The following is a 26,220-nucleotide window of genomic DNA, read 5'->3' on the forward strand; positions in this document are numbered from 1 at the left end:
CCATGACCGGTTACAAGTTGGTCGTTACAGCGCTGTCTGTCGGCTTGTTATTTGTGTGACGTCATGATCAGAAATGCAAAGAAACCAAAGACGCCTGTCAGGCCTACGGCCCACGGTTTTAGCGTTTCAGGCAGAAAGTCTCTGACGAAAAAGCTGAGCACGGCGATGCCCACGCAGGTGACACTGATCTTCAACATTTGAAGGTTGTTTCGCTCTTTGCGCGCCTGTTCTTTTTCGTGTTCAGCGACTTCGTCGTGTCGGTGCAGGTTGTAATCACAGTTCATGCACAGCTGCGTGTAGCGCCAGGTGCAGCGGTGACATTGCGGGCATTCTCGGGCGCGATCGCTGCCCTCGGGTGGGGGTTCTTTGGCGGTCTTTATGTCAAAGGTCTGGTGGCCGAGGTTGATGTGCCCTTGGTTGCCTTTGATTTTGATGGTGAGTTCGTGATCTTTTCCATCCCTGGGGAGATTTTCGATTTCCTCAGAAAGCCTGGCTGACAGATTTTTGACCAGGTCTTCGTCCTCGCTTCGCATAGAACTCCTTTGCTATTTAGCGATTTACTACCAACTTCAATATTCGTTCAACGCGTGGTTCATCAAATCCTTGATCTTCGCCCAACGCGTTGTAGACCTCTGCGGCCACTTCGGCCAATTTTTTGGCCGGCCAGCGCCGACCGGCTTGTTTGGCGGCGGCCTCTAACATTTCGATGATTCGGCCGAGCTTTTCGCTGTCTATGGGGGCCCATGCCGCGGCTGGCGGCGGGACGACGATTTTTTGGCCTGTGATGATGAAGTACATGTCAGCGCCGGCTTTGGCGATGGCGGCCATGTAGTTGGCGTCGGGCACGCGTTCTTCTGCTTCGTAGAGCATCTGCGTTTTCTTTGTCACGCCGGCCAATGCCGCGAAGTCGGTCTGGTTGAGGCCAAGTCGTGTTCGCTCTGCGCGCAGCCGTTCACAAAAAGAAACCATTCGGTTACCCAAAAGCCTTTCAAAAGGAACCGATAGGTTCCATTATGGGTTCACACCGTTCGACCACGAACGGCAACTTAATCGGCACCTTAGCGGCGCCAGCAGCCCCCCGGAGTGAACCCATGGTGCTACGTACAGCAGACCAGGCCCGAGCTGAGCTCAAGGCCAAAGGTGTTTCGATTACCCAATGGGCAATCGCTAATCGTTTTTCGCCCAACCTGGTGTTTGAGGTGTTGGGTGGGCGCAAGAAATGTGTGCGGGGTCAGGCCCACGAGATAGCAATCAAGCTGGGGCTTAAGGCCGGCGAAATTTGTACTAATCCAGCGACGGCTCTTGAGCTCAACCGTTTTGTGGCGTGAGGCTCGTGATGAAAAATCATATCGGTTATTTGGAATCTACCGCTTTAAAACACCCGCCGTATGAGTGCGCGGGGCAAAAAAAGAAACTTCCTACAAAAAACACACGAATCCACACCGTTTTCGTTGTTTTCACTTCATGCCACACCACATCGCCTATTAATGCCATTGGTATTACGGGTGTCAATTTACCTCAAATGTTTGGGCCGGAGGCGATGTTATGAATCGCACAGTGTCGGCTGCTGCGCGTGTTTTGCGTGCGCTGAAGGCGTTGAAGGGCCACACGGTGACGGGTTTAAGTAATACGGAGTTGGCCCATCTGACGCAGGACAGCCCCAGCAATATTACGCGGGCCATGCAGACGCTGATTGAGGAAGGTCTGGCAGTGAAGCTGGATAACGGCCGCTTTGCCCACTCGGTGGGTGTGTTGCAGATCGCGCAGGCGCATGCCGAACACATGGCCCGTTTGACGGGGCGTATGCAGGAAATCAATCAGCGTATTGCCGCTGGGTCGATCGTTTAAGGAGGGTTGTATGGCACGGACGAAGAGCACACCTGTAGAGGCGCTGGCGTTGCCTGTTTTGAATGGGGCGATGTTGACGGCTGATCAGAATGCGATGGCGGCGCTTCACGCCTCGCACAGTGACGAGCGGGACAGGGTTAATCAGTTGCTGGGGCAGGCGCAGATGGCCGGCGCGGTTGAGGAATTTTCCCGCACGGTGCGGACGTCGAAGTTGGCGTTTGTTAAGGCGAACAAGCTGTATCGGGGGATTGCCGGGCGTAGAAGTCCGCACGGTGCGGAGGTGTTGAGCGGTACATGGGATGAGTTTTGTACGTTGCTGGGCCGCTCGGTTGATCAGGTGGATCGGGACATCGCGAACTTGCGGACTTTCGGCGAGGAGGCGCTGGATTCGATGTCGCGTATGGGGATTGGTTACCGAGAGTTGGGTCAATATCGGCGTTTGCCGCAGGACCAGCAGGCGGCGCTGATTGCGGTGGCTAAAGCCGGCGATAAGGAGGCGTTTGTTGATCTTGCCGAGGAGATTATTGCTAAGCACGCCAAGGAGAAGGAGGCGTTGGGCCGTCGCCTTGATGAGACGACTGCCGATTACACCGCGCAAAGCGAGGTGATGGCGAAGAAGACTAGCGATTTGGATAACGCCCGGCGGGCGCTGGAGGACACTCGCAAAATCACCAGGTTATTACTACGCAAGCGCTCAACGGCCCGCACAATCGTCGACAACTGCTTATTGTTGGCCCGGATCGACTCCCCTCTTTAGGCAATGTTCCCCAAACTGCTTCGTTCGACCTGGAGGTGCTCAAGAACCGTGGGCTTGACCCAAAAGTGGCTGAGTTCTTCAGTAAGGCTGCGCGATTTTCTGCAGGTGATCGACGTGTAGGTTTGCAAGTCAATGGAAGTCAGCGCGGTAGTGTCTTAGCGCGTTTTGACAATGACGGTCAGCTATGTTTCACCCGGGAGTTATTGGATCAGGCTAACCTGATGGTTCCGGCTGATAGGTTCAGGATCGACAGTGACGCAAAGGCTTCTGAAGGTGATTGCTATGATTTTATGGCCGCTTTCCCACAGACAGAAGTCGAGTTGCGACCCAGTCGTGAAGAAGTGTCGTTGACCGGTGAGCGAAGACCAAGGCATTTATGAGTCCGGGGGTACCGGCGGCCTGTTTAATTATGAAGTGCTTGGCCAAAACAACCAGTTCTCAAGCAGCGATAGTCGCTATTACTCAACGAATACTGAAGTAGGTTTTAATGCGGGTGACTGGATTGTGCGTAGTCGGCAGTCGTTCAGCGTGCAGGACAACAACCGAAACTTTCAGTCCCTCTACACCTACGGGCAAAAAACCTTTGTGCCGCTGCAGTCAACCTTGCAAGCCGGTCAGATCAACATCCACTGCGGTGCAGCACACTGAGCAGGCTTAAGCCTTGCTCGAGTAGTTGCTTAAACATCTCATCGATCAAATCGTAGGCCAACACCGCTGCCAAAAAATCCTTGGGTAACAGCAGGCCCCTTACAGGGTGCTCCCAACGTGCCAACACTTCAGCACCCGCGTCCTCTCCACTGCAGAGCACAAACTTAGGCTGGTAGTAGGCTCGAAACTCTCCAAGGGCGAGCCCATGACGAACGTCTTCTTCACTAGGCAAAGTGCTCGCGAGTTCGCTGGAGGGGGATACGATGAGTCCGTTTCGGTTGTAGCGCTGCAGTATTTTTTCAAGTGCCTGAACATGCACGGGTGGGCTCAACACACCCAACAATTTCAAACCAGAAAAATGAGCCATTTGACCCAACGCTCGTTGGAGTGACGGATGCAATTTGCTAAGAAGTACGATTGCACGAACCGTACCCAGCTGGCTCGCGCAGCTCAAAAATTTAAGAGTCTCCAGACCGTGATAGCTCAAATCGCACAGGACAATATCGACCGCACCCTCTTTATTCAACAAAGCCATCGCCTGCTCGCCAGAACCAGCCTGCAAGATATCGGACACTCCCAGTTCTCTCAGCGCCGCGATGACGACGCCGCCTTGAAACGAGTGATTTTCTAGAACAAGAACGCGAGGGGAAGTCATCAATTCTCTTTCAATTACCCATAGACCGAGGTATTGAATTGTAATGCTGGGCATTTGAGTTTTGAGCAGGGCCTTTCCGGCAATCGTGTAAGGAAATTCCTACGCGCTCGACCTCGCGATCAACTATGCGGGCCGTATAGGCGCTTGCCTACAGCGAATCTACGTAAGCGCTCTACCTTTACCCCTCCAAAGTTCAGATGTATCTGACAATCGCCTTGGTCGGAACTGTGGTCACCATCAGTTATCCCAACATTCTTGCTCATGAATGCTGAGCCGGCTGCCCGGTGCCGAAGTGATTAAAAAATCATGCGGAACCTGATCTGTTCTGGTCATTTTTGCCGACGTCGTGAACGTCCTCACATTGGAGCGCTGTTCGATTTGTTTTCGGCAGCCAGTGCGCTTAACAACTCGGTAGATGCCTGGTAAAGCGGCACGTACCCGCGCATCAGTATCTGCGCACTGCGACGATAGGCTGCGCTGGTGATATCGACTTGGTTGTTTCTAATCGCCGCAACAACCGTGGCATCCAGGCGCCCTGCGGGATTTTCGATGCTGACCTCGACGTCGGAAAACTCATAGATAGGGTGGCTTATACCTGTCGCATTTCTATACGCAGTCGTACCCGGAATCAAGCAGGCTGCGGCCAGACAGCAACCGCCCGATACGGCCATTGAAGAGTGGCCGGTCTGGGGGGTGAAGTAACGTACCGCAATGTTGCCACTTTGGCGCGGGGCGCCGACGATGCACACCTTCGGAATGGTTTCGCTTCTCTCCATGTCCGCACGATTCATCAGTTCACCGTCCCTACGACGAAGGCGCATCTTCAACCCTGCCGCTATCCACACTTGGCGCAGCGCCGCCATGAACACGGGATCCGCTTCAAGTTCTGCAATCGGCTCGTGGCCCGTTTTACCGAAGCTACTGGCATCGGCAATCACCATTGGGACTGCAACGTCGACGCAGGAGACTTCATACCCAGCAACAACGTCCATCACCGATCCCGTTGGTAACAGGGCTCCAGTTTTGTTGCCAACTGGCGATTGCAAGAACAGATCGACGCCAGGGTAAGCGCCACTGACGCCTGGAATCTCAGCGGCTACGAACAACCCGTGCTCATCTCGCTTCATTCGTGAAATTGTCACAACACCTGTATTGGTATTTTTGATTTCAATTTCGCATATTTCGTTGGCCCGAGCGCTGAAGAGCCCTGTATCGATAGCCCAGAGAGGCAAAGCACTAGACATGTTTCCGCAGTTCACGCTCCAATCAATCTCGCCATGGTCACTGGCAAGTTGGGCGAGCGTACTGACCAATCGATTACCTTGGGCCGTCTGTTCGACGCGCAGCAGGAACACCTTATTGCTAGTCGCAGGGCCACGCCCGAGACCAGTGATCTGCCGGTTCCCCTGTTGTGTACCTATCAGGGGGACGCCCATCAGATGTCGTAGCAATTCATCGCGCAATCTCTCGTCCTTGGGCAAAAGCGGCTCCCACACCACGACTCCAGTTGATGTGCCTCCACGCATGTAATGCACGGGGATCTCGAACACCCCTGAGTGGTGCCGGATACTCAGCCCATGATCGAACGGAGGAGCGGCTTTGTCAGTATGCATGTGTGACTCCATACAATTAGATGATTAGATCCCGTAAGGAGGCCCTAGCTGGTCAGGACGTCCTTAGCTTTCAAAAGCGGGCTGCGTACAAGAGAAATCCGGCTACTCGCTATTTGGATTACTTGTGGTAGACGCTGTCAGCTCAAGAGCAGTGTGATCTGACTGAGCCCTCGGAGAAACCCTTGTCGCTCTAGAGCTCTGGCGGTTACTTCCAGAACAAGCCTCAATTGCAGGCCTGGTTCCTCTACCAGTTCTTCGATCACAGCGAAGGTTTCGACCCAATGGCGAGTCAGTTTCCTGAGAAGCATCCTTCCATGGGGCGTCAGCTCAATGCGGCTTTTTTAAGCTCGCAGGGTAATGGCCTGCTGACCGCGATAAAGCGAGAGCCAGTGGCGAACAACATTGAGGTTGATACCGTGCCAGATCGCAATAGCCCGCACGGAAGCAATGGGGTGCCCGCATTCTTGGACGACCTGAGCTTTGAAGGATTTCGAGGAGACTTACGTTCGCCCATGGTGATCTTGGCGTTAAGAATCATTGCGTCCGCTTAATGATCTGACCCCGAAATATTGGACGCCACATGACTCAGCGCATTAATCTAGCCTCGTTTCAGCTCAATTAACGGGTTTGCTTAAAAAAAGTTCAACTATTACTAGCACAGTCGAGTAAACGGTACTTTTGATGAAGATCGGATATTCGCGGGTGAGCACGCGGGATCAAAAAGCTGACCTCCAGGTCGATACCCTGAAGCAGGCCGGAGGCGAGCGCATCTATCAAGACATTGCCAGCGACGCCAGAAGCACCCGGCCAGAGTTCGACAAACTACTTGCCAATAGCGGGCGGGCCATGCCGTGGTGATCTGCCTCGGACGCTCGCTCGAGGTGTCTGATCGATAAAATTCGACCCTTCTCAGCCATTCAAGTTTTGTGCTTGTTGACTATGGAACGACTCCAGTTTTACTTCAGTAGGGTTGAATGAGGACGCTATGCCGACGAAGAAAATGCTTTGGACTATAGCCATCTTGGCTAGTGGGGCCCTGCTCTTTTGGGCGGGTATGCTGTTTCAACAAGACCGCTACTTAGACATCTGCGTCTCCATGGGTGGTGGCCGCAATCCTGGTGGCCATCCGATCTGCGTCGTGCCATCCCATCTGCTTGATTATTGAGCGCCCATAATCCCATTGTCCTCGAGTGAAGATGCTGCACAAATCAAAATTGTGGAACTTCCGCTATCCACTACAGCGGTCATTCAAGCAAAGTCATGCAGTGCTTTATGTGCCTCTCGCTGGTGAAATTCGGCAACGATTCTTGAGACGGTTGTCTCGTCACATCGTATAGCCTTGCCATTTCGGCGCCAGACTTGCGGCTCGAAAGAACGAACTCGGCGACCTCGCCCCGCTTTTTATCACGGAGCTTGCGCCGTCGCCCACCAACGCGACCTTTCAGCCGGGCCTGAGCCAGCCCTGGGCCTATCCTCTCGCGGGGATCATGGCGCGCTTGAGTTCGGCGAAGCTGCAGAGAGCCTCCGGTTAGACCAACTCATTCCTATGCCGTAATGAGTTGGTCTAACCGGAGGGATTTACCAGCTTACTCTGACCCCTGCATTGCCACTCACACCTTCCAGTGCATTGGTATCCAGATTGGTATTGTAGTCCGCAGCTAGGTACACACTGACCGAGGACGACAACCGTGTGACCACGCCCATCCCTAGATCGACAGAGGAGGATTTATGATCGCTTTTGATCCGATCAGCGTCATTGTAGGTCACTGTGTCGCTGCCGCCGAAAGTACGCCAGGCGTTAGCGCGCACATAGGGTTCGACCGGCGTATCGTTCACCAGATAGCGGCCCTTCAGGCGTGCGCCGAGGCGACCAGTCCAGTAGCCCTGGGAGTCGAATGACACTTTGGAAATCCCATCATTCTGGCTGTCCATATCGATCTGCTGATTGATCACCTGCACTTGCGGCTCCACCACCCAGTGTTCGGACACTGCAATGGGGTAGCCGGCTTCGGCGGACAGCGCCAAGGCATGCCCTTTGCTGTCCATTTTCACGCCACGGTCGGATTTGTTATCACCGTCCAGGCGGGTGCCGATGGCCACCAAGTCCACGTACCCTCCCTTGGGATCGGTGAGTGTCCAGTAGGCGCCAAAGTTATCACCGTCGAGTTTAACCCGGCCCGAGCGGCGGTTTTGAAAGCCCTCGGCAAAGCCTTTGACATCCCCCCGCAAGCGGGTCTGACCGACAAACAAGCCGAAGCGCTGGATCTGCCCACCGCTGGTTTCGGAGGCGTACAGATCATGGCCGACCTGGTAGCCCTTGATAGAACCGTCGAAACTCGGTGACACGGTACCTGACCAACTTTTGTTGAAGTCACTACCATAGGAGCGACCCCATCCTGCCGGTACGGCGCCAGTTTCGCTCAACAGGCTTTGCTCGCCTTGACGGTCATGGAAGGTACCCAGTGCTTGCAAGGTCATCAATTGCGCCGCCGGCACGACTACCGAATACACCGGCACCTCCAGGCGATACAGCGGAATCGGGTCAGCGCCCGCAACCGCCGTCGGCAATGGTGGAGTGGTAACAGCGGGCTCCGGCGAGGTTTCGGCCGGCACTTGGGTTGGAGGCGGGGCTGGTGGTTCGACCGGCGCGACCGGTTGTGCGGTCGGTGGTTCCACGGGTGGCTCATCGGGCGTGACCACGGGCGGTGTCGCCGGAACCGGCGGCACGGGTACCACTACTAGTGGTTCCGGCGTAGGCGTTGGCACTACCGGCGGTTGCACCGCCACCACGGATGAGCGCAGGTACCAGTTGTTTTCCGAACCCGCCGTCACACCGCCTTTGAACAGGTAGTACTGATAGGCCCCGGCCGGAGCGAGCCATTCAGGGCAAAGGCATCGGTGCTGCTGACGGCGCCGTTGAGCGCCTGCACCACTTCAATCCCATTGCTGAGCGTGAGGCCACCGAGGCCGCCAAGATTGGTCACCGCCAATTGGGTATTGCCGCTGATGGTGCCGTCCGAGACCACCAGTTTGTCAGTGGCAGAATTGTCATCACCGAGCACCGTCTGCAGCCACAACTGACCGTTGTTGCCGACATAGTTGCCGTGCACCGTCAGCGAGTCGGTGGCACTGTTGCTGCCGGTGGTCATGTCGAGGGTACCGGCGTTGTTGAGGGTAGCCAACTGGCCGGCGGTGTAGGGCCGGATACTGCCTTGGGTCACGGCCAGCACACTGCTGTTATCGATGGAAAATGTACCGGTATGGCTCGCGCTGTCACCGAGAAAAAAGTTCCCTGCCAGGTCGAAGTGAGAATCGTTGTTGAGGTTGACGGATTCCCAGCCGATGTAACGGGAGGCCGTGCTGGCGGTGGTGTTTTCGAAGGTCAGTTGGTCGTTGCCCAAGCCACCGTCGATGGAGGGTGTGGCACTCAGCAGGCTTTCTGTCAGGCCACTGAGTAACGCGGTATCGTTGCCGTCGCCCATTAACACTTGCGATTTGATCTGGCCGCCACCGAGCCAGTTGAGTGTGTCGTTGCCGACGCTAGCGCGGATTTCGCCGTTGATCACGCCGCCGCTGACGGTGATGCTGTCATCGCCGCCACTGACGCTGATATTGCCCCCAACGGTGCCGCCGGAGAAGATAATCCTGTCGGTACCAAAACCGGTCACTAGGTTGCCCAGGATCGCACCGCCAGACATGTCGTAGATGTTGTTGTCCAGCTTCATGTCCACCCGGCCGATGGTGCCGGCAGTCTGCCGGGACACGTCACCGTCTTCAAAGGCGCCGACGATGGTGCCGCCGGTCATCAGGAACGTGTCCCGGCCATCGCCCTGCGCCAGCGACTGGATCTGCCCACCGCTCATGACAAAGTCATCAATGCCATTGCCTTGGGACACCGCGCCAGTGACAGTACCGGCACTGATGCGAAAGCTGTCGGTGCCGTCACCTTGGGTGACACTACCGACAACGCGGCCGGAGTTCATGTCAACGGCGTCAACGCCTGGCCCGAAGACGACGTCGCCGTTGATGGTGCCGGTACCGCCAGCAGGCAGCGTCAGGGTATTGTTGCCCACCAGGTCGGTGAGGCCGGTGGCGCTGCTACCGCTGTCACAGACATAAGAGTCGACGCCGGGGCCGGGGGTGAGTATGCAAGCCGCTTGGGCCTGTTGTACGGCAACACAGAGAATGGAAAGAATGCCCACACCAAGCAGGTGGGGCTGTGGAAGCAATCGTTCCGTGCGCATAAGGCTGTCCTGTTATTGCTTTAGAAACTGCACTGGGTCTAGTACAGGCTTTTCAGGTGCGCAATTAATATTTGTCATTTTTGAGACTTGGGTTCGGCCGTCAATGTCGTTGAAAATGATGGCTATATGATCGCCACTGCCATGACTCAGCAGCTTTTTTCAACCGAACTTAATCGCGCAGCGGCACCGCCAAGTGACTCCTGGAGGGATAGGTAACGTTTCCGGTAACAAGTCGTCTGGGGCGATGGTAAAACGGCTCGTAGCTGGTACTGGCCCACAGTATCGCCGCGCACTGGCGGCATAGTGCAAAGCCGTTATTGGACTCCCGGAGTTCGGGGTAGAGCCTAAGTCTGTAACCGTCCGGCGAAGTCACCTACCCGATCCCGGCAATAAGGGCGATGTTGTCCACTTAAAAATACGTGGACACAATCGCCCCTATCATCAGGATTGCCATGCGCCAAAGAACCTCTTACGGCGTTTTCAAGGTGGTTGTCGCATCAACCGTCTGACTATGCCGCTCTTTTCTCGATCTGTTGCTCCCGATCCGGGTTCAGTAGCACGGTGCTGATCGGCTCCCAGTTACGTGTTCGACCCGACCACCGTTCCGGGTTTTTCTCTTTGGCTCGTTCGTACAGCTCATGTCGCCGGGCCAAGACCTGATCGTCCAACCCTCGATGCCGCTCAGCCGGTGTGACGAACCGGATACGGCTATGCCGGTGCTCGTTGTTGTACCAGCGCATGAAATCCCTCACCCAAGCTCGTGCGGTGTCCAAACTGGCAAAACCATCCAGCGGCCATTGCGGGCAGTATTTCACCTGATTGGGCGCTTTGGCCGCATGAGTCGTCGGTGCTGCGTACCGCCTGGGGCGCTGACTACGGCCTCGATGTTGCTGTTGACCCCTGAGGAACTGACTATCCCTTCAGGGGCAATCCCCCAAACAAACGCCCGACAATGCCGGACGCCTGCTCTCAAGGTCTGTACTCAGAAACGATAGTTGGTGCTCAGCTCCAGCGTCCGAGGGGCACCGGGCGTGATCAGATCCACCGAACCATGCGCCGAAGCATAATAGTCCTTGTCGAAGACATTGCGCAGACGCAGGGCCATGTCCCATTTCGGCTGGTTGTACAGCAGTGCAGCGTCCACTGTTGTGTAAGCCGGCATGACGACATTGTTATCCAGCGCGGTATAGCGATCATCGACATAGTTGGCCCCCATGCCCACACGCCAGGTTTGCGTTAGCGAACGCATTAACCACAGGTTGGCGCTGTGGCGCGGCGTCAAGGTGGGGACCTGGCCTTCGTTGGCCACACCGTTGGTTCGGCTGTTGGACTTGGTGATCTCGGCATCCAGATAGGCGTAACCGGCATAGACCTGCCATTTGTCACTCAACTGCCCGCTGGCGGTCAGCTCAAGACCATCGGTGCGCTGCTCACCGGCAAGCACCAGTTTGGTCGGATTCGCCGGATCGCTGGTTTTCATATTGGTGCGTTCCAGGCGGAACAGCGCCGCCGTCAACGCCAGGCGATTGTCGAGCAGGTCCCACTTGCCGCCGATCTCGAAGTTGGTTGTTTCCTCCGGCTCAAGGTCCTGGTTCGCCGTGCTTAGCGCAAACATCTCGGCGGAGGGTTGGTAGGAACGGCTCACCGAGACGTAATAGGACTGCACTTGATCAGGCTGGTAGACCAGACCGACTCGCGGGCTCCAGGTAGTATCGGTGCGGGACAGATTGCTGTGCGTCAGGCCATCGGAGTATTCCTGATCGAAGACGTCATAGCGCACACCCAGCAGAGCCTTCCACTGTGGCGCCAGTTCGATCAGGTCCTGCACGTAGAAGCCGGCAGTGTCCTGAGTATTGGTGCCCTTGGCGGTTTGCCGGTTGGCCTGGAACGGCACGTCGACCAAGGCATCTCGGTACACCGGCACCCTTGCCACATTGGATTGGCTGAACACGGACTGGTCCTTCACCTGGCGCCCCAGCTCCACACCATAGAGCAGGCTATGGTTCATCCCTGCGAGCACGGCGCGCTGCTTGAGTTCGGTCTGATTGAACCACCCGTCCTCCTTACGCTGCACGTTGCCGCGGTTGAGTTTTACCAGCAGTTCACCATTGGGCGCAGTGACGAAACGTGTCGGGCTGGAGTCAGCGAGGGTATTGTTGCGATCCAGGTCGTAGTGGTAGTAACGACTGGTATTGCTCAGACTGAAATCGTCGTTGATCCGGTAGTTGACACCCGCCGTGAATGAGAACACTTCGCTGCGGGTGTAGTCATCATCCGGGTCGGCGGCACCGAAGCGCTTGTCGCGGTCCACGTCGACCGGACGATCACCTCGTGCCGGGATGCCGAAGTCAATCAGGCGCTTGTCATACAGATAGGTAGCACCCAGGTCCAGCTCCAGATCATCCGAGAGTTTGAAGTAGGCCGAAGGCGCGATGGCTTTGCGGTCGATGTATCCGTCATCCCGGAAGGTGTCGCTGTTCTCCACAGCACCGGTCACCCGGAATGCCTTGTCGTTTTGCTGCTGATCGGCCCAACCGGCATCGAACTGGGTGCGCTTTTTGCCCTCACTGTCGAAGCTGACACCCACTTCCTGCTTGGGGGTGAAGTTGGGTTTTTTACTGATGCTATTGATCAGGCCACCGGATGAACCGCGGCCATAGAGCACTGCGGCCGGCCCCTTGATCACTTCCACCCGCTCGACGTTGGACAGATCCCGGAAGTACAGCGCATCGTCGCGAATGCCGTCGATGTACATGTCGCCAATGGCACTGAAACCACGAATGGTGACCTGGTCGCGCTGACCGTCACCATTGGACAGGCCGATACCGGGGACATTCTTCAGCACGTCTTCCATCGACTGAGCCCCCTGATCTTTGATGACGCTCTGGGGAATGACATTGACGGTTTGCGGGATATCACGAAGCGGGGCATCGATTTTCAGCGCGCTCCTGCTCTCGGTTGGCATGTAGCTCTGCTCGCTGTACTCACTGTTCACAGCGGTGGCAGGCAGGGTTAGAGCAGACACCGTTTCTGCCTGTAAATCAGGTACAACCAGAACGCCCAGCAACGACAGAGAAGCTGGATAAATGCGCGATCGAGTCACCATGGACACCTTTTATATGAATTATCGCGCAGATGATAACGATTATCTTTTGTAAGTAAATACATATCATTCTGATACACGTTTTTGGCGCTACTCGGTACGGTCGTCTCAATCTGATAAATCGCCGACTTCGTCTGTATCCCTCGAGGATTAAGCAGAGGAACGGGCTCTGGAGTCTTTGCTGCGTGTTAGAAAAACACTTGAACCGTTCGATGGAAAGAAGCTACGCCGACCAATCAGAAAATGGCGCGGGAAAGGCTCGGGGATTGAATGACTGCAATGGGTCGTCAAATGCCCTTCATGAAAAGCAGCAATCGGCCAGAAGCGGTCATCGAGTGACTGCGAAATTAGGGGCGATTCAGTCTGTAACTCGGGCGATGAAAAACTACACCGCTTTCTCTTGTACTGATCCAGGCCAGGCAGGCACGCGACCTCTATTTATTCAGTTACCCAATTTAGCTCATGACTTAGGCCCGCCACGGTGGAAGAGCCCCTTCGAAAAGTGAAAAGGCTCGATGCAGGAAACTGTTGAAGCGAGCGGCATCACGCCGCAGCCCTGCCTGTTGACCTCCAATCAGGCACAGATGGGCCACCAGACCAATTACTTCTGCTTCGCCTGGCACATGGACCAAGCGGCGGCACGTCCGTATCGCGAAGTCCAGTCGTCTTGTGTCAACACGCTGCTGGAACTCGCCTACCAACGGATCGTGCAGCGACCAGGCTCGGATGGAAACTTCCCGCCCAGGTTGTTTCTCAGCGGCAATACTCAAGTAGCGTTTCAAGGTTTCGCCCGCGCTACGACCCTGCGCTGCATAGGCGAGCATGCGCCCCGTGTAGTCTTCTTCCCAGGCGGCCAGCAAGGTGCGGACAAAGTCTTCGCGATTGCGGAAATGGTGATAGAACGATCCGCGGGTCACATTCAATCGGCGCGATAGACTCTCGGCCGAAACGCCAATATGCCCTATTTGGTCGAGGGCCTCAAAGCCAGCCGCGACCCAATGGTTACGAGTTAGTTTTCTCACGAGTTACTTCGCTCCATATTTAGCGCCATACAGACTGTGTATGGTGCGCAACCGATTGATACGCTGCGAACACCAGCAAAGACGGCCGTTGCGTTTTGCACGCCAGCACTTTTCATGGAGCTCGCCTTGAAGAAAATCGTTCTGGTTGCTTTCGACCAATTCACTGATATCGACCTATTCCTGATGTGGGACATTTTAGGCCGCAACACCGAGGACTGGCACGTCCGAATATTGGGCTCTAGCTCTATCGTGCGATCGGCGCACGGCCTGCCTGTTTCGGTGCACGGTCCGCTTTCCGAGGCCAATAACGCCGACGCGGTACTGTTCGTCAGCGGCAAGGAAGGGATACCCGCCGCACTTGCCGCTCCAGATTTCCTGCCGTCGTTTGAACTTGATTCCAGACGCCAGCGAATCGGCTCCATATGCGCCGGAGCTTTCATTCTCGAACGGCTTGGGCTGCTCAGCGGCCAAGCAACTACACACCCGGATGCACGATCGAGATTGCAAGCTCTGGGACTTGAGCCCCGTGGACCAGCCTCTTGTATGCCAGGGGAACATTGCAACCGCTGGCGGATGCCTTTCGGCGCTCTATCTGGTGGGATGGTTGGTTGAATCCTGGTTCGATGTCGACAAGCGCCGTGCGACGTTGCTCCCTGTTCTGCCAGCTGGGCAGCAAGAGCTCTATGATGCCTTGATCGGGCTCAGTATCCGACAAGGAGAAGTTGGCGCCTCAACAACATCCACTTAATTCATGCCGGTAACCGTCCGGCGATGTCCCCTACCTGATCATAGGCATAAGGGCGCTGGTATCCACTTAAAATTCAGGTGGCAACTTCGCTTCAGGAAGGGGTGTTGCCCGGACGGCTACATCCAAGCGTATTTCTGGTACAAAAAGCCGTGCAATCAAATGCCAAAAAAGCAGTTCAAGTTCACAAGCCTAACAAGCGGTTCAAATCGCTCGCTTCGCTCACTGGGACCGCGTGCCGCGGCCCCTTAGCTTAATCGTTAGGCGTCACGGAACCGTCCCATTATCCTGCAGCGGCTAGGTTCCTCGACGAAATGACAAAACCAAGTTACTAACACGACGAGTCAAGGAGAGAAATTGATGAGCGCATATCTGGTTGCCAACTTCGAACTCACGAAGCCGGAAGGCTTTAAATCTTATGTCCCCGCCGTCTTTCCGACGCTTGAAGCGCACGGTGCAGAAATACTCGTAGCCGATTACGAATCGGAACCGTTAGAGGGTGAGCCAGGCTCGATGACGGTCGTTATTCGATTCAAATCAAAGGAAGCGCTTAATAGTTGGTACCACTCACCCGAGTACCAAAAGATCATTCATCTCCGCACAGACAACTCAAAAGGAATTGCTGTTACGGTGGAAGAATTGGACTTAGAGAAGAATCTCCGTCTGCTGGAAACGATGTGAATGACGCCTAACCAGCCGTTGGAGCGGACGCCTCCGCGCTACGCGCTCCGGCGCCGCTCAACGGCGCGTTAGACCTCAGAACCCAACCACTGGATCGCACACATGTCAACCCAACAGCATCGCGCAACGCCGGTATCGCTTCCTCCGGAGTCGGCAATTGCCAGAGCCTACGCATCGACGAATCTTGCTGATGCTTACTCAATCGAGCTTCCGCCCGGAGCGTCGACCAATCCCGAACTGTTGGCGAGGTTCATCTTCTCCCAACAAGCACCGTGGGTCAGCAGCCTCATGGCAGTCCGAGATGCGGTGGTCGGCAGATTCGGCCTCAAAACTGCCAAGCAACTTGCGTCACTTGGTGCGGAGAGCAAGACAGGCCGCGTCGGCATCTTCAGGATCTACGGCACAAGTCCGACCGAAGTTATCCTTGGAGAAGACGATAAGCACCTGGACTTCAGGCTCTCCGTCCTCTGTTCCAATCAGCCGTCGGCGGGAGGCAAACGTCACCTGACTCTGTCAACCGTGGTCCATTGCCACAACCGCCTGGGTCGTCTCTATATTCTTGTCATCGCCCCGTTCCACCGCTTGGTCGTTCAATCCAATCTCCGTCGTGCCGCACGAATCGGCTGGCCAATGGCCGCGGAGGCGTGAGCAAAACTCCCAGTCGCCATGCGCAGCCCACTGAGGTCTAACCAGTCGTTCGAGCGGGACGCGCCTTTTGCGGGCTTCGCCCGCTTCACGCGCGCCCCTCAACTCGGTCGTTAGGCCCACTCATTCCACCTTACCGTTACGGAGCATAAGACATGTCAAACATCGTCGCATGGACCCTGTTCGCCTTGGGCGTCTTCCATATTCCATTCGGTATTATCAAGTTCAAAACAGCATTCGCCGAAGCCGTGAGCGCCGGCTTCGTCGACCAGTTCAGAGCGCATGAAGTTCGGCGTACTGCACTCTGGTTTACCATTTTGGGGCCGCTTTTCATGCTCGCCGGGCACGCAGCCATTCATGCCGTAGCAGTTGGCGACCTCGCACTACTCAAAATCGTTGGCATCTACGTGCTCATCACCTCAATCATTTGCGTCATTGCCGTTCCAAAATCAGGGTTCTGGGCAACGCTCCTGGTCTCTCCGCTGCTCATCGCGGCGGGGTATGGCTTGCTTCCTTAAGCGCATCAATGCCTAACAAACGGTTCAAATCGCTCGCTCCGCTCACTGGGACCGCGTACCGCGGCCCCTTAACCTGAACGTTAGACGCTTGGAACCCACATTCATGGCCACCGTCGCTGATCACTACGAGACCCACCTCGCTCCTGTCTATCTGTGGATGGCCGGCGGCTTTGATGCCGCCGTATCTCGGGGCGAAGCCGAGATCGAAGCCGTTCTCCCAAATCTAGCCAGTGGAACCACCGCCGTTGATATCGGCGCGGGCTTCGGCATGCACGCCATTCCATTGGCTCGCCGCGGCTGCTCAGTGGTCGCCGTGGACACATCCTCTATCCTGCTTGACGAGCTGCGGGTGCACGCTGAAGCGCTGCCCGTCAGAGCGGTCGAGGATGACCTCTTGTCATTTCAGCGCCACCTCGACGCAAAGGCAAATCTAATCTTGTGCATGGGAGACACGTTGACTCACCTGCCAGAACTGGCGTCCGTCGAGAAGCTGTTCTCTCTTGCTGCGGAATCGTTGCCCTGTTGGTCCAGTCCTCGATGCCGCTCAGCCGGTGTGACGAACCGGATACGGCTATGCCGGTGCTCGTTGTTGTACCAGCGGTCGCCCCCGCGAGGGCGTGATGCCCAGTTCGTACATCTTGCTCAACAGCGTCACCGATTTCATCGGCGCTCCGTTGTCCGAGTGCAGCACCAGCGGTTCGTGTAAACACTGCTCGCCGATCACGCTGCGTTGCAGCAGCGCGGCGGCTTTCTCGCCGCTTTGCTAACGGAACCAATCGAAAGTTGGGCGGCGCTCGTAAGTCGTCATATTCGATCACTTTTGGGGACCCTGTTATAAATGTTTTTCGGACATCTCTAGTGAAGTGTGATGATGGCCTTTTCTCATCTGAACGAAGTTCGCAACAGGCCGGCCAAGAGCACTAAGAGCCGGAGTAATAAATAGTAAATTTGATGTGTACCAGCCCAGAACGTCGAGATTATGGCGATCACCGGCCTGCGAACCGAGGCGATTGATCAGTTCCTGCTGATTAGTTTGAGTGAACGTGACAACGAGCACTCGTCGATCGGTAGGTAGTGCTCTGCAGTGGTCAACCAGCCCTTGAGTTTTTCTACCTCCAGCGACAGCCAAGGTCAGATGATTAGGCATGGTGGATGAACTCCGCTGCAGCCTTCATGTAGACCGGCGGGTTGAGCGTCTCATCCGACTCAGCCAGTCGAATTGCTCCTTCCGTTTTCTCGCGCGCCATCCAGGTCTCGCCGCGCCACGCGCATCAGGTGTTGGTGCATGACGGTTTGGGCATCTGGCTAGCGGCCCGCCGTCTGCATCAAGGCAAGTTTTTAGGCTGTAATTGACGGTAGGTTAAACATCGTCGGGAAGCCAATGGCGAATTTGCTATTGCAGGAAAACTGCACCGTCACGATTGCGAACAATCATGGGCGTAAGTTATTTCGAGAACAGCATACTAGATACTATTTCGGAGATAGGACACTTGCGAAGAAGCAATAGCCCGAAGCGTCTTGGTTGAAATAGCATCATCAAAATGCGACGCGACTCTCGATACTCGAATGATTGTATTTTGTAGGTAGGGCGATGCCTTACATCATGTGTTGCACATATTATTTGAGATCGAAAACCTTCCCTTTTGACCCGACGGATTTAATTGACATCGTAGGAATTTCAACTACGCTGAGTCCATTCAACTGACGATCTTCAAAGGTGACACACTACAACGAACTTCTATGCCCGAATAGGTGAAGTTGTTAGTTTTCTCAATTGTCGTTTGTCTATTGGAATCCAGATTGCTGGTTGTTGTCAGTGTGTAGAAATCAAATTCAGTTGGCCGCACCAACGTTAGGTTTGACCTATATTTCTCGCTCTATTTCGACCAAATCATCTGTATTAATACGAATTTCAGAGCGACTAACCAGGAATTTTCCACCTTTTCAATTCCGGGAGGCAGCCGTGCAAAAAGTCTTGAAGCTCGTCAGTTATACAGTGCTCGTGCTGATGGCCAGCGCGATCGTTTATGCCGGAGTGATCGGCATCACCTATTGGACCGGTATCGGCGTATAGAGAGATTGCAATGAACAAACGCCAAACACGCTCGTTCGCGTTGATATCCACGGCTATTGCCGCTGTGGTGTTTCTGGGCATGACTGTTGATAGTCACCGGCAGTTTCCCACACTGACCAACGCTCAACAGATCACGCCCCAAGTCACTCGCGGCAAAGATGTCTGGCACCAATACAACTGCATCAATTGTCACACCTTGTTCGGCGAGGGAGCTTATTACGCCCCGGACCTGACGAAAATCACGCAGCAGCGCGGCGCCCCTTATCTCACTGCGTTTCTCAAAGACCCCTCAAAGTTCTATGACGAGAAACGCCATCGTCGTCTGATGCCGAACCTGAAACTCGGCGACGAGGAAATCGCCGATTTGATCGCCTTCCTCGACTGGGTGAGCAAGGTCGACAATCAAGGCTGGCCACCGCGCCCGATTCTAGTAACCGGTGCGTCGATCCCCGGCATGGACCTCACCGTGGCTCAGCAGAACGCTACCGGCGACCAACCACCACCCGCAGCTCGCCCGATGTCCGGCAAAGAAGATCCGATTGCCTTGGGCGAGGCGCTGTTTCGAACAACCGCCACCCCGGTGTGCAGCGCTTGTCACTCGATTGCGCCGGGCGTCAACCTCGCCGGGCCATCACTGGCCGGGTTGGCCAGTCGGGCCAAGCAGGTCATCGCCTCGCCTGACTACAAGGGCAAGGCTAAGGACGCCGAGGGCTTTATCCGCGAATCCATCGTCACACCGAGTGCCTACCTGCATCCGGGCGACATGTTTTCCGCCAACGGCATGTCCTTCATGCCGGACACCTTCGCCAAATCACTAACACCCGAACAGATCAATCAACTGGTCGCCTATCTGGCGTCGTTCCAGTAACCGCAGGGGATAACCATGCGCTACAGATCTCAATCCGTCGCCTACTGGTATTTCGCCGTTGCCATGGTGCTGTTCGGCCTGCAACTGGTATTCGGCCTGCTCTCGGCGGCCAAGTACCTCGGGCCGGATCCGCTGCTGGACCTCTTGCCATTCGATGTCACCAAGTCCATTCACACCAATCTGTTGATCGTCTGGGTGCTCACCGGGTTCATGGGCGCGACCTACTGGATGGTGCCAGATGAATCCCGTGGCGAGTTGCACAGCACCCGACTGGCCTACATCCAGCTCGGGCTGTGGACGGCCATGGGGGTCACCGCGGTGCTTGGCTACCTGTTTGGTTATGGCACCGGTAACAAACTGCTCGAACAGCCGCTGCCCCACAAAATCGTGATCGTGATTTGCATGCTGATGTTTCTCTACAACATCGGCATGACGATCAAGAAGGCCGGGCGTTTCACCGCCACCGAGGGCGTCCTGCTGCTGGGCCTGGCTAGCGCCGCCGTGCTCTATCTGCCGGCGCTGCTGCATTATGAAAATTATGTGGTGTCGATTTATTACCGCTGGTGGACGATCCACCTGTGGGTCGAAGGTGTCTGGGAAATGATCCAGGGCGGCTTTCTTGCCTACCTGCTGATCCGGTTGTCCGGCGCTGACCGCGAGGTGATGGAGAAGTGGCTGTACGTGATCGTCGGCCTGGTGTTCATTGCCGGCATTCTGGGCACCGCACACCATTATTACTGGATCGGCGTTCCCCATTACTGGCTGCCACTGGGCGGCTTCTTCAGTGCGCTTGAGCCATTGGCGCTGATCGGCATGGCGATCTATGCCTACAACGCGATGCGCCGCTCGGGCCTGTCTCACCCCAACAAACTGGCCTTGCACTGGACCTTGGGCAGCGCGGTATTTACCATGTTTGGAGCCGGCCTGCTGGGGTTGGCTCACACCTTCCCCGACGTCAACAAGTGGACCCACGGCACCCTGATTACCGCCATGCATGGCCATGCAGCCTTCTATGGCGCTTACGCCATGATTGTCCTGGCGATGATCACCTATGCGCTGCCGGGCCTGACCCGTCGTCCCGTGGAGGAAAGCAGTATCGGCTATTGGGCGTTCTGGCTGCAGTTGGGAGGCATGTTCGGCATGACCCTGTCATTTGCCACCGCGGGCATCGCTCAGGTGTACCTAGAGCGCATTCTTGGCTTGGGTTATCTAGACGTGCAGCTGAAAATTCAGGTGCACTTCCTGATGCTGGTGGCGACGGCGTCGCTGTTCAGCCTGGGTGCCGGGCTGTTCATCTTTGATTTTTTCCGCCATACGCCGGACTTCAATGTCGATGAAGCCGATCCACTCCTGGCCACACCTCAAGCCTCAAGCGCGGCGTTGTGATGGAACGCTCGCTGATGCATGCCGAACCCGCACCGCTGCAAGCTGAACCCTATTACCAGCCCAGCGGCGACGAGGTCGCGATTTTCGAGCAATGCCATGCGCAGCAACTGGCCGTCATGCTCAAAGGCCCCACCGGGTGTGGCAAGACCCGCTTTGTCGAACACATGGCCTGGCGTCTCAAGCGCCCGTTGATCACCATTTCCTGCCATGACGATCTGAGTGCCAGCGACCTGGTCGGGCGTTTCCTGATCGGTCACCAGGGCACCCATTGGACGGAGGGCCCGCTGACCCGAGCGGTGCGCGAAGGCGCTATCTGTTACCTGGACGAGGTGGTCGAAGCGCGGCAAGACACGATTGTCGTCCTGCACCCGCTGACCGACCACCGACGCATTCTGCCGCTGGACAAAATCGGCGAGATCCTCGAAGCCTCACCAAATTTTCAACTGGTGGTCTCCTACAACCCCGGCTACCAACGCATTCTCAAGGATTTGAAACCGAGTACCCGACAGCGCTTTGTGGCGCTGGATTTTGACTTCCCGCCGCCCGAGCGCGAAATCGCTATCGTCATCCATGAGGGTGGAACCGACTACGCCACCGCCCACGCCTTAGTCACCCTCGCCCAGCGGCTACGTGCCTTGCAGGACCGGGGCCTGGCGGAAGTCCCCAGTACCCGTCTGCTGATCGCCACTGCGCGGCTGATCACCCACGGCATTGCTGCGCCCGTCGCGTGTCGGGTCGCGTTGATCTCGCCGCTGTCCGATGACGCGGTGCTGGTCGCGGCCATGCGCGACCTCGTCGACCTGACGTTTATCTAGATGGCTGAAGCCGAGGACCTCATCACCGATGTCGCACGCCACGCAACGGGGTATGCACAGGCGTTGTGGCGTCGTCACCAGGCACCCTCGGCCCCTGCAAAAATCGTCACCCTAGGGGATGTCGCACAACACCTCGACTTACTGATCAAGGCGGTGTTCAATACCCACTATTCGCTGCGTGTCGCGCAACCACCCTCGCCACCCACATTGTTAAAAAGGCTTTTACAGCGTAGCGAGATACCTTGTCGGCAAAGCGCGGTCCCGGCTACCGATGGCGTGTCTATCTGGCTGCCGGAGCACCTGGGCAGCGATGATCTTCCACTCACGCTGAAACGTTATCGAACCCTCGCCTTGCAACAAGCGATGCGCGCGCAAAGAGGCAGTGCCGCCGCCCTGTCGACCCTTGCCAATCCGATGCAGCGCAGCGTCTATCTGCTCCTCGAAGCCTGGGCTGCCGATACCGATCTGGTGCGAGTGTTGCCGGGACTGGCTGCATCGATCCAAGGGTTGCGCCAACAGGCGGTTGCCATGCGCCCCCCTCTTCACGCATTTCCCCGCCAGCGACAGCCCCTGGAAAACTTCCTTCGTTTACTGCTAAGCAGTGAATGCGGCAAGCCTCTGGAGGGACTGGTGATACCTGCCAAAACGGCCGACTCGCTGCGCCATTCAGCAACCCTCGCGGCACGCCTCATGTCCGCCGAAGAACCTCGCAAGCTCGGTGCCAATTGGCTGTTGCTCGATGCCTGGACCGGCGATCTGCGCGAGCCGTCGGCGCAACGGGCGGTGCCGACGCTGCCCGGCGAAATCGACACCGCCGACACCCTGCCACGCAGCGCACGCCTTGAACGCCAGCCAAATGTGCGCGAAGCCTGTGCCGACGAGGACGACGATCAGGAACAAGGCCTGTGGATGGTACAGCCCGCCGAACCGCTGGAAAAGGCCGAAGACCCCATGGGAATGCAGCGGCCTGCCGACCGGGATACCGACACCCCGGCGGCTGATTTTGCCGAGTCATTGGCCGAACTTAACGAAGCCCGACTGGTGGTCACGGCCGGTCGCCCGAAAGAAGTTCTGCTGTCTGACGATCTGCCACAGACCCGTGCTCAGCACAGTGCACAGGATCTCGCCAGCAACGCAATCAGCTACCCCGAGTGGGATTACCGCCGGCAGGTCTACCGTGATCCGGGTGCGAACCTGCAACTGTGTCCAGCCCCGGAAGGCCCGCAACAGTGGGTCGAGCGAACACTCGCCACTCACCGTCCGGTGCTCGATGCCATCCGCCGGCAATTCGAAAGGCTGCGCGCCCAACGCGTCAGGCTGCGCAAACAATTGGACGGTGACGATATCGATCTGGAAGCGTACATCGACGGTTGCGCCGAGGCCCGCGCCGGCCTGAACATGCCGCAGGCGCTGTATCAGTCCCAGCGCTGTAGTCGGCGCGACATGGCGATCATGTTGCTGATCGACGTCAGCGGCTCCACCGATAGCTGGCTGTCCTGCCATCGCCGGATTATTGATGTCGAACGCGAAGCGTTGCTGTTGGTCTGTCTGGCGCTTGAGAGCCTGGGCGAACCTTACAGCGTGCTGGCGTTTTCCGGCGAGGGGCCGCAAAGGGTCACGATACGCACCCTGAAAGCATTCGATGAGTGCTACAGCAGTGAAGTCGGCCGGCGCATTGCCGCACTCGAACCGGAACGTTATACCCGGGCTGGCGCTGCCATCCGTCACGCCAGCACATTGCTGATGCGCGAAGCGGCCACACACCGGCTCCTGTTGCTACTTTCCGACGGCAAGCCGAACGATATTGACCAGTACGAAGGTCGCTATGGCGTGGAAGACATGCGTCAAGCCGTGACCGAAGCCAAGCTACAAGGCATCCACCCTTTTTGTTTGACCATCGACCGCCAGGCAGCGAACTATCTGCCAGCAGTGTTCGGATTGCGGCAGTACGTCTTACTGCCCAGGCCGGAGCTGTTGCCCAGCGCGCTGCTGGAATGGATCAAGAGGCTAGTGATGGCTTGATCCCCTTCAGACGGCTTTTTTTGCCTGATGATGTTGGCAACAGTTTTGCCAAGCCTACCAATTGGGCCTCTGCTTTTTCGAGAGCAGTAGCTGCGCAGCGCTGCTAATTTTTTTCCAACGGTCGCAGATCAGATTCGATCAGCACCTTTTGGCACCATTGATAATGGTCATGCCAGGAACCTAAAGCCGATTGAAGTGCTTTCAAAGAACTCGCCGCTTTGCGCGAAAGCGGTGAAAGTTTGGGAAAAGCCTTCGTGAGGTAGCGAGTCCGCTTGACCAGGATTCTCAACTCGTGTCGATCAAATCCAGTGTCATCCACGGCAGTATGCAAGCGGTCGATCTGCTTTTTCAGCGCTTTTTCAGTTTCAGGCTTGACGTGCGTTAAAGCGCCGTTGACTTCAACCGAGCGAAAGGTGGAAGGCCACTCATCCAATTGAATGAACAGATTCTTGAGGGGCGGGCTTTTTAGAGTCTTGGTGTAGCTTGGGGTGCATCGGGCGCCTTGATAAAACCAAAGTGCAGGCTGCCCCGGAAGAACCCTTCGCCATAGGCTTCAACCTCAAACCGCCTTTATCCCGGACAAGGCATCGCCGCCGGTAGCAGTGCATCAAACTTTTCCCGCTACGATCCGAATCGCAGTGCCCCACTCAAAAGGCGCAGTAGTTGTTAACTGGCCGGCAGAGAATGCGGCGGCGTGTTCTGCTTTCCTGCTAGACCTGTTGCGATGATCCGCATCGATTCCATCTTCGCTCAATGAAATCGCAGCGAACCACGCGAGAGTCGCTATGGCAAAGACAGACGAGTCGGCCGAACTGAGAGCGACACCTGCAAATTGTGGGCAGTCTGGAAGTCCCGTCCATTGATACAAGCAACCAGCTACTCGCTCTGACTGCCAGTCGAGGCGTCCGCTACGTCATCCGTCGGCTTGTCTGTAGTGATGAGCGTCTCGATGCCCCAGTCACCAGGCAGATGCCAATCCTCGCCGAACAGCTCGGCCGGATGCATCGTACGGTCGGAGCCATTGCCGCAGGCCAGGGACTTCGCCGGGCAATACCGGTCGCACCCCCAACAGATCCGTTCGGGGTGCTTGGGGTTGACGGGGAAGTTCTTGGCCATGCCGATCTCCGATCATTGAGAGGAGTTCTTCCAACCTACAGCCCTTGCGCAAAGCTAGCCTTGATACACATCAAGAATCGACATCGGGCGACTGCCTCCTTCGCAATCCCGGGGCTAAGCTAACGTCTGAATAGACTTGGAGACGTTTCTCATGCTCAATAAAAATCCTGTCCCAAGCGGCCATCCAACTCTGTCGACCTGGGACAATCAAAACGCCGCAACATCTCTCGATGACGAAGTTTTTGCCGCTCCGCCAGCCTTGACGAACGCCGAACTGGTTCATCTGCGTGTCCGAGTGATTGCCCTGGAGAACCTGGTCATCGCCCTGCTGGCCGAAGGCTCGGAACACCAGCTCGCCGTTGCCCGGGAGATGGCTACCTACATTTCCCCCAGACCCGGTTTTATTCAGCATCCGTTGACCATTCACGCAGCCGAACAGATGATCTACAGCGTCGAGCGCGCCCAGCGATTTCGCCAACGTGACGAGCCATCGGTTTAATTGCTCGAAACTTGATACTAATCATTATTGTTCGCAGCAAAGCTTCCTAGACTCGGGCTCCTACTCGCCAATGCCCAGGAAGAAATCATGCGTACCCCCTTGTCGCTTTCGCTTGCCCTGCTCTTGCTCACACCGCTGGCTCACGCCAAGGAATACCCGATCGGTGAGCCACAGTTGTGTCCCGGGCTGGAAGTCGGGGCGGTGTATTTACAGCCGATCGAGATGGAGCCTGCCGGGATGATGCGGGCCACCGCGGATTCCGATGTACATCTGGAAGCCGACATTCGGGCCACTGCGGACAATCGGCAGGGCTTCCAGGAAGGCAGTTTCGTGCCCTACCTCAACGTCTCTTTCAACCTGAAAAAACATGGCAGCGACCCGGAACTCAAGGGTGATTTCCACGCCATGGTCGCCAATGACGGCCCGCACTACGGCGACAATGTGAAGCTGCTAGGTCCGGGCAAATATCAGCTGACCTTCACCCTCCTGCCACCCAGCGGTCATGGGTCCCTCGGGCGTCATACCGACAAGGAGACCGGTGTCGCGCCGTGGTTCGAACGCTGCGAACTGCACTACGAGTTCATCTACGCCGGCATTGGTAAAAAAGGCGGTTATTGAATGAAGCGTCTGCACTTTGCCTGGCTGATGCTTGCCGGAGCAGTTGCGCCGTTGACGGCCTATGCCGATTTACAGAGCTATGAACTCAGCCTGCGCGATGGCCACTTCACCCCCGCCCTGCTTGAGGTGCCGGCCGGACAGCGCTTCAAAATCATCCTGAAAAACATCGGCCAGGGTCCGGCAGAGTTCGAGAGCACGCCGTTGCGGGTTGAAAAAGTCCTGTCGCCGGGGGTGACGACCTTCGTGGTCATTCACCCCCTCAGGCCCGGTCACTACCCCTTCTTCGACGAGTTCAATCCGCAATTGCCCGAGGGCGGCATCCTCGCGAAATAACCCGTTCAGT

General features: G+C 56.5%; 27 protein-coding genes and 7 pseudogenes. 21 read left to right on the forward strand and 13 right to left on the reverse strand.

All coding sequences use genetic code 11. The features are described 5' to 3' along the window. Positions 1 to 47: 47 nt before the first annotated feature. Together ACYZTX_RS16240 and ACYZTX_RS16245 are read right to left on the reverse strand one after the other, a co-directional pair. Positions 48 to 533 (reverse strand): hypothetical protein, encoded by a 486-nt coding sequence (locus ACYZTX_RS16240; protein WP_462034916.1) that lies wholly within the window; start codon positions 531 to 533, stop codon positions 48 to 50. Positions 534 to 549: 16 nt separating this feature from the next. After that, the gene (locus tag ACYZTX_RS16245) at positions 550 to 870 is read right to left on the reverse strand and encodes a hypothetical protein (protein ID WP_462034917.1); all 321 of its coding nucleotides are present in this window, start codon (positions 868 to 870) and stop codon (positions 550 to 552) included. Between the two features lie 59 nt (positions 871 to 929). Between ACYZTX_RS16245 and ACYZTX_RS16250 the strand changes: the two genes are divergently transcribed. The 6 genes and pseudogenes from ACYZTX_RS16250 to ACYZTX_RS16275 all read left to right on the forward strand — a co-directional run bounded on the left by ACYZTX_RS16250 (position 930) and on the right by ACYZTX_RS16275 (position 3,253). Further along, complete coding sequence (locus ACYZTX_RS16250) at positions 930 to 1,328, forward strand: DNA-binding protein (protein WP_462034918.1); 399 nt, start codon at positions 930 to 932, stop codon at positions 1,326 to 1,328. Positions 1,329 to 1,336: 8 nt separating this feature from the next. Then, positions 1,337 to 1,549, forward strand: a complete 213-nt coding sequence (locus tag ACYZTX_RS16255; RefSeq protein ID WP_462034919.1) for a hypothetical protein — start codon at positions 1,337 to 1,339, stop codon at positions 1,547 to 1,549. Continuing rightward, positions 1,546 to 1,848 carry a helix-turn-helix domain-containing protein gene (locus tag ACYZTX_RS16260; RefSeq protein WP_462034920.1) on the forward strand — a complete coding sequence of 101 codons (303 nt, stop codon included), beginning with the start codon at positions 1,546 to 1,548 and terminating at the stop codon, positions 1,846 to 1,848. The genes ACYZTX_RS16255 and ACYZTX_RS16260 overlap by 4 nt, the downstream gene beginning before the upstream one ends. Before the next feature lie 10 nt (positions 1,849 to 1,858). Further along, positions 1,859 to 2,515 (forward strand): annotated as a pseudogene (locus tag ACYZTX_RS16265) (hypothetical protein); the annotation flags it as partial. A 125-nt stretch (positions 2,516 to 2,640) separates the two neighbouring features. Next, positions 2,641 to 2,985: a FimD/PapC N-terminal domain-containing protein gene (locus ACYZTX_RS16270; RefSeq protein WP_462034921.1), complete on the forward strand. Its 345-nt coding sequence runs from the start codon at positions 2,641 to 2,643 to the stop codon at positions 2,983 to 2,985. After that, entirely contained in the window at positions 2,960 to 3,253 is a 294-nt protein-coding gene (locus tag ACYZTX_RS16275) for a fimbria/pilus outer membrane usher protein (protein WP_462034922.1), read from the forward strand. The genes ACYZTX_RS16270 and ACYZTX_RS16275 overlap by 26 nt, the downstream gene beginning before the upstream one ends. Here the strand turns inward: ACYZTX_RS16275 and ACYZTX_RS16280 are convergent. After that, positions 3,225 to 3,908, reverse strand: a complete 684-nt coding sequence (locus tag ACYZTX_RS16280) for an EAL domain-containing protein (RefSeq protein WP_462034923.1) — start codon at positions 3,906 to 3,908, stop codon at positions 3,225 to 3,227. The two genes, ACYZTX_RS16275 and ACYZTX_RS16280, sit on opposite strands and share 29 nt — an antisense overlap. A gap of 356 nt (positions 3,909 to 4,264) precedes the next feature. Next, complete coding sequence (locus tag ACYZTX_RS16285) at positions 4,265 to 5,521, reverse strand: PrpF domain-containing protein (RefSeq protein ID WP_462034924.1); 1,257 nt, start codon at positions 5,519 to 5,521, stop codon at positions 4,265 to 4,267. Positions 5,522 to 5,748: 227 nt separating this feature from the next. On the opposite strand from ACYZTX_RS16285, the gene ACYZTX_RS16290 reads away from it, so the two are divergent. Then, positions 5,749 to 6,072, forward strand: coding sequence for a hypothetical protein (locus ACYZTX_RS16290; RefSeq protein WP_462034925.1), 324 nt, complete (start codon positions 5,749 to 5,751; stop codon positions 6,070 to 6,072). 130 nt (positions 6,073 to 6,202) lie between these two features. After that, positions 6,203 to 6,379, forward strand: a complete 177-nt coding sequence (locus tag ACYZTX_RS16295) for a recombinase family protein (RefSeq protein ID WP_462034926.1) — start codon at positions 6,203 to 6,205, stop codon at positions 6,377 to 6,379. 720 nt (positions 6,380 to 7,099) lie between these two features. Here the strand turns inward: ACYZTX_RS16295 and ACYZTX_RS16300 are convergent. The 4 genes and pseudogenes from ACYZTX_RS16300 to ACYZTX_RS16315 all read right to left on the reverse strand — a co-directional run bounded on the left by ACYZTX_RS16300 (position 7,100) and on the right by ACYZTX_RS16315 (position 13,890). Further along, a pseudogene (locus ACYZTX_RS16300) lies at positions 7,100 to 9,765 on the reverse strand (autotransporter family protein). 509 nt (positions 9,766 to 10,274) lie between these two features. Further along, positions 10,275 to 10,580: pseudogene (locus ACYZTX_RS16305) on the reverse strand (IS3 family transposase); the annotation flags it as partial. A gap of 167 nt (positions 10,581 to 10,747) precedes the next feature. Then, the gene (locus ACYZTX_RS16310) at positions 10,748 to 12,871 is read right to left on the reverse strand and encodes a TonB-dependent receptor (RefSeq protein WP_462034927.1); all 2,124 of its coding nucleotides are present in this window, start codon (positions 12,869 to 12,871) and stop codon (positions 10,748 to 10,750) included. 464 nt (positions 12,872 to 13,335) lie between these two features. After that, complete coding sequence (locus tag ACYZTX_RS16315; RefSeq protein WP_462034928.1) at positions 13,336 to 13,890, reverse strand: TetR/AcrR family transcriptional regulator; 555 nt, start codon at positions 13,888 to 13,890, stop codon at positions 13,336 to 13,338. Positions 13,891 to 14,016: 126 nt separating this feature from the next. Between ACYZTX_RS16315 and ACYZTX_RS16320 the strand changes: the two are divergent. The 5 genes and pseudogenes from ACYZTX_RS16320 to ACYZTX_RS16340 all read left to right on the forward strand — a co-directional run. Then, positions 14,017 to 14,638: pseudogene (locus ACYZTX_RS16320) on the forward strand (DJ-1/PfpI family protein). A gap of 357 nt (positions 14,639 to 14,995) precedes the next feature. Then, positions 14,996 to 15,316 carry a DUF1330 domain-containing protein gene (locus ACYZTX_RS16325; protein WP_461978802.1) on the forward strand — a complete coding sequence of 107 codons (321 nt, stop codon included), beginning with the start codon at positions 14,996 to 14,998 and terminating at the stop codon, positions 15,314 to 15,316. A 102-nt stretch (positions 15,317 to 15,418) separates the two neighbouring features. After that, complete coding sequence (locus tag ACYZTX_RS16330; RefSeq protein ID WP_462034929.1) at positions 15,419 to 15,964, forward strand: DUF2867 domain-containing protein; 546 nt, start codon at positions 15,419 to 15,421, stop codon at positions 15,962 to 15,964. A gap of 152 nt (positions 15,965 to 16,116) precedes the next feature. After that, positions 16,117 to 16,479 (forward strand): DUF6463 family protein, encoded by a 363-nt coding sequence (locus tag ACYZTX_RS16335; protein WP_462034930.1) that lies wholly within the window; start codon positions 16,117 to 16,119, stop codon positions 16,477 to 16,479. A gap of 157 nt (positions 16,480 to 16,636) precedes the next feature. Beyond that, positions 16,637 to 16,945, forward strand: a pseudogene (locus ACYZTX_RS16340) (class I SAM-dependent methyltransferase); the annotation flags it as partial. A gap of 56 nt (positions 16,946 to 17,001) precedes the next feature. Here ACYZTX_RS16340 and ACYZTX_RS16345 read toward each other — a convergent pair. Together ACYZTX_RS16345 and ACYZTX_RS16350 are read right to left on the reverse strand one after the other, a co-directional pair. Then, positions 17,002 to 17,242 (reverse strand): annotated as a pseudogene (locus ACYZTX_RS16345) (IS3 family transposase); the annotation flags it as partial. Between the two features lie 69 nt (positions 17,243 to 17,311). Next, a complete protein-coding gene (locus ACYZTX_RS16350; RefSeq protein WP_462034931.1) occupies positions 17,312 to 17,626 on the reverse strand; it encodes a hypothetical protein in 315 nt (104 codons plus the stop codon). A 201-nt stretch (positions 17,627 to 17,827) separates the two neighbouring features. On the opposite strand from ACYZTX_RS16350, the gene ACYZTX_RS16355 reads away from it, so the two are divergent. The 5 genes from ACYZTX_RS16355 to ACYZTX_RS16375 all read left to right on the forward strand — a co-directional run bounded on the left by ACYZTX_RS16355 (position 17,828) and on the right by ACYZTX_RS16375 (position 23,644). Continuing rightward, on the forward strand, positions 17,828 to 17,986 hold the full coding sequence (locus ACYZTX_RS16355) for a hypothetical protein (RefSeq protein ID WP_462037057.1): 159 nt from the start codon (positions 17,828 to 17,830) through the stop codon (positions 17,984 to 17,986). A 577-nt stretch (positions 17,987 to 18,563) separates the two neighbouring features. Further along, positions 18,564 to 19,421 carry a c-type cytochrome gene (locus ACYZTX_RS16360; RefSeq protein ID WP_462034932.1) on the forward strand — a complete coding sequence of 286 codons (858 nt, stop codon included), beginning with the start codon at positions 18,564 to 18,566 and terminating at the stop codon, positions 19,419 to 19,421. A 15-nt stretch (positions 19,422 to 19,436) separates the two neighbouring features. After that, entirely contained in the window at positions 19,437 to 20,807 is a 1,371-nt protein-coding gene (locus ACYZTX_RS16365; protein WP_462034933.1) for a cbb3-type cytochrome c oxidase subunit I, read from the forward strand. Beyond that, positions 20,807 to 21,622 carry an AAA family ATPase gene (locus tag ACYZTX_RS16370; protein WP_462034934.1) on the forward strand — a complete coding sequence of 272 codons (816 nt, stop codon included), beginning with the start codon at positions 20,807 to 20,809 and terminating at the stop codon, positions 21,620 to 21,622. Before ACYZTX_RS16365 ends, ACYZTX_RS16370 begins: the two co-directional genes overlap by 1 nt. After that, entirely contained in the window at positions 21,623 to 23,644 is a 2,022-nt protein-coding gene (locus ACYZTX_RS16375) for a nitric oxide reductase activation protein NorD (protein ID WP_462034935.1), read from the forward strand. A 103-nt stretch (positions 23,645 to 23,747) separates the two neighbouring features. On the opposite strand, the gene ACYZTX_RS16380 is transcribed toward ACYZTX_RS16375, so the two are convergent. From ACYZTX_RS16380 to ACYZTX_RS16390, 3 genes and pseudogenes are all read right to left on the reverse strand, one after another. Then, on the reverse strand, positions 23,748 to 24,077 hold the full coding sequence (locus ACYZTX_RS16380) for a CHAD domain-containing protein (protein WP_462034936.1): 330 nt from the start codon (positions 24,075 to 24,077) through the stop codon (positions 23,748 to 23,750). Between the two features lie 47 nt (positions 24,078 to 24,124). Next, positions 24,125 to 24,214: pseudogene (locus ACYZTX_RS16385) on the reverse strand (hypothetical protein); the annotation flags it as partial. 306 nt (positions 24,215 to 24,520) lie between these two features. Further along, complete coding sequence (locus ACYZTX_RS16390) at positions 24,521 to 24,760, reverse strand: DUF3079 domain-containing protein (protein WP_462034937.1); 240 nt, start codon at positions 24,758 to 24,760, stop codon at positions 24,521 to 24,523. A 151-nt stretch (positions 24,761 to 24,911) separates the two neighbouring features. Here ACYZTX_RS16390 and ACYZTX_RS16395 point away from each other — a divergent pair, with 151 nt between their 5' ends. The 3 genes from ACYZTX_RS16395 to ACYZTX_RS16405 all read left to right on the forward strand — a co-directional run bounded on the left by ACYZTX_RS16395 (position 24,912) and on the right by ACYZTX_RS16405 (position 26,210). Next, complete coding sequence (locus tag ACYZTX_RS16395) at positions 24,912 to 25,259, forward strand: hypothetical protein (RefSeq protein WP_462034938.1); 348 nt, start codon at positions 24,912 to 24,914, stop codon at positions 25,257 to 25,259. Between the two features lie 87 nt (positions 25,260 to 25,346). Then, positions 25,347 to 25,877 carry an iron transporter gene (locus tag ACYZTX_RS16400; RefSeq protein ID WP_462034939.1) on the forward strand — a complete coding sequence of 177 codons (531 nt, stop codon included), beginning with the start codon at positions 25,347 to 25,349 and terminating at the stop codon, positions 25,875 to 25,877. Then, the gene (locus tag ACYZTX_RS16405) at positions 25,878 to 26,210 is read left to right on the forward strand and encodes a cupredoxin domain-containing protein (protein WP_462034940.1); all 333 of its coding nucleotides are present in this window, start codon (positions 25,878 to 25,880) and stop codon (positions 26,208 to 26,210) included. Positions 26,211 to 26,220 lie beyond the last annotated feature (10 nt).

It is taken from the genome of Pseudomonas sp. MDT1-17 (assembly GCF_054898105.1).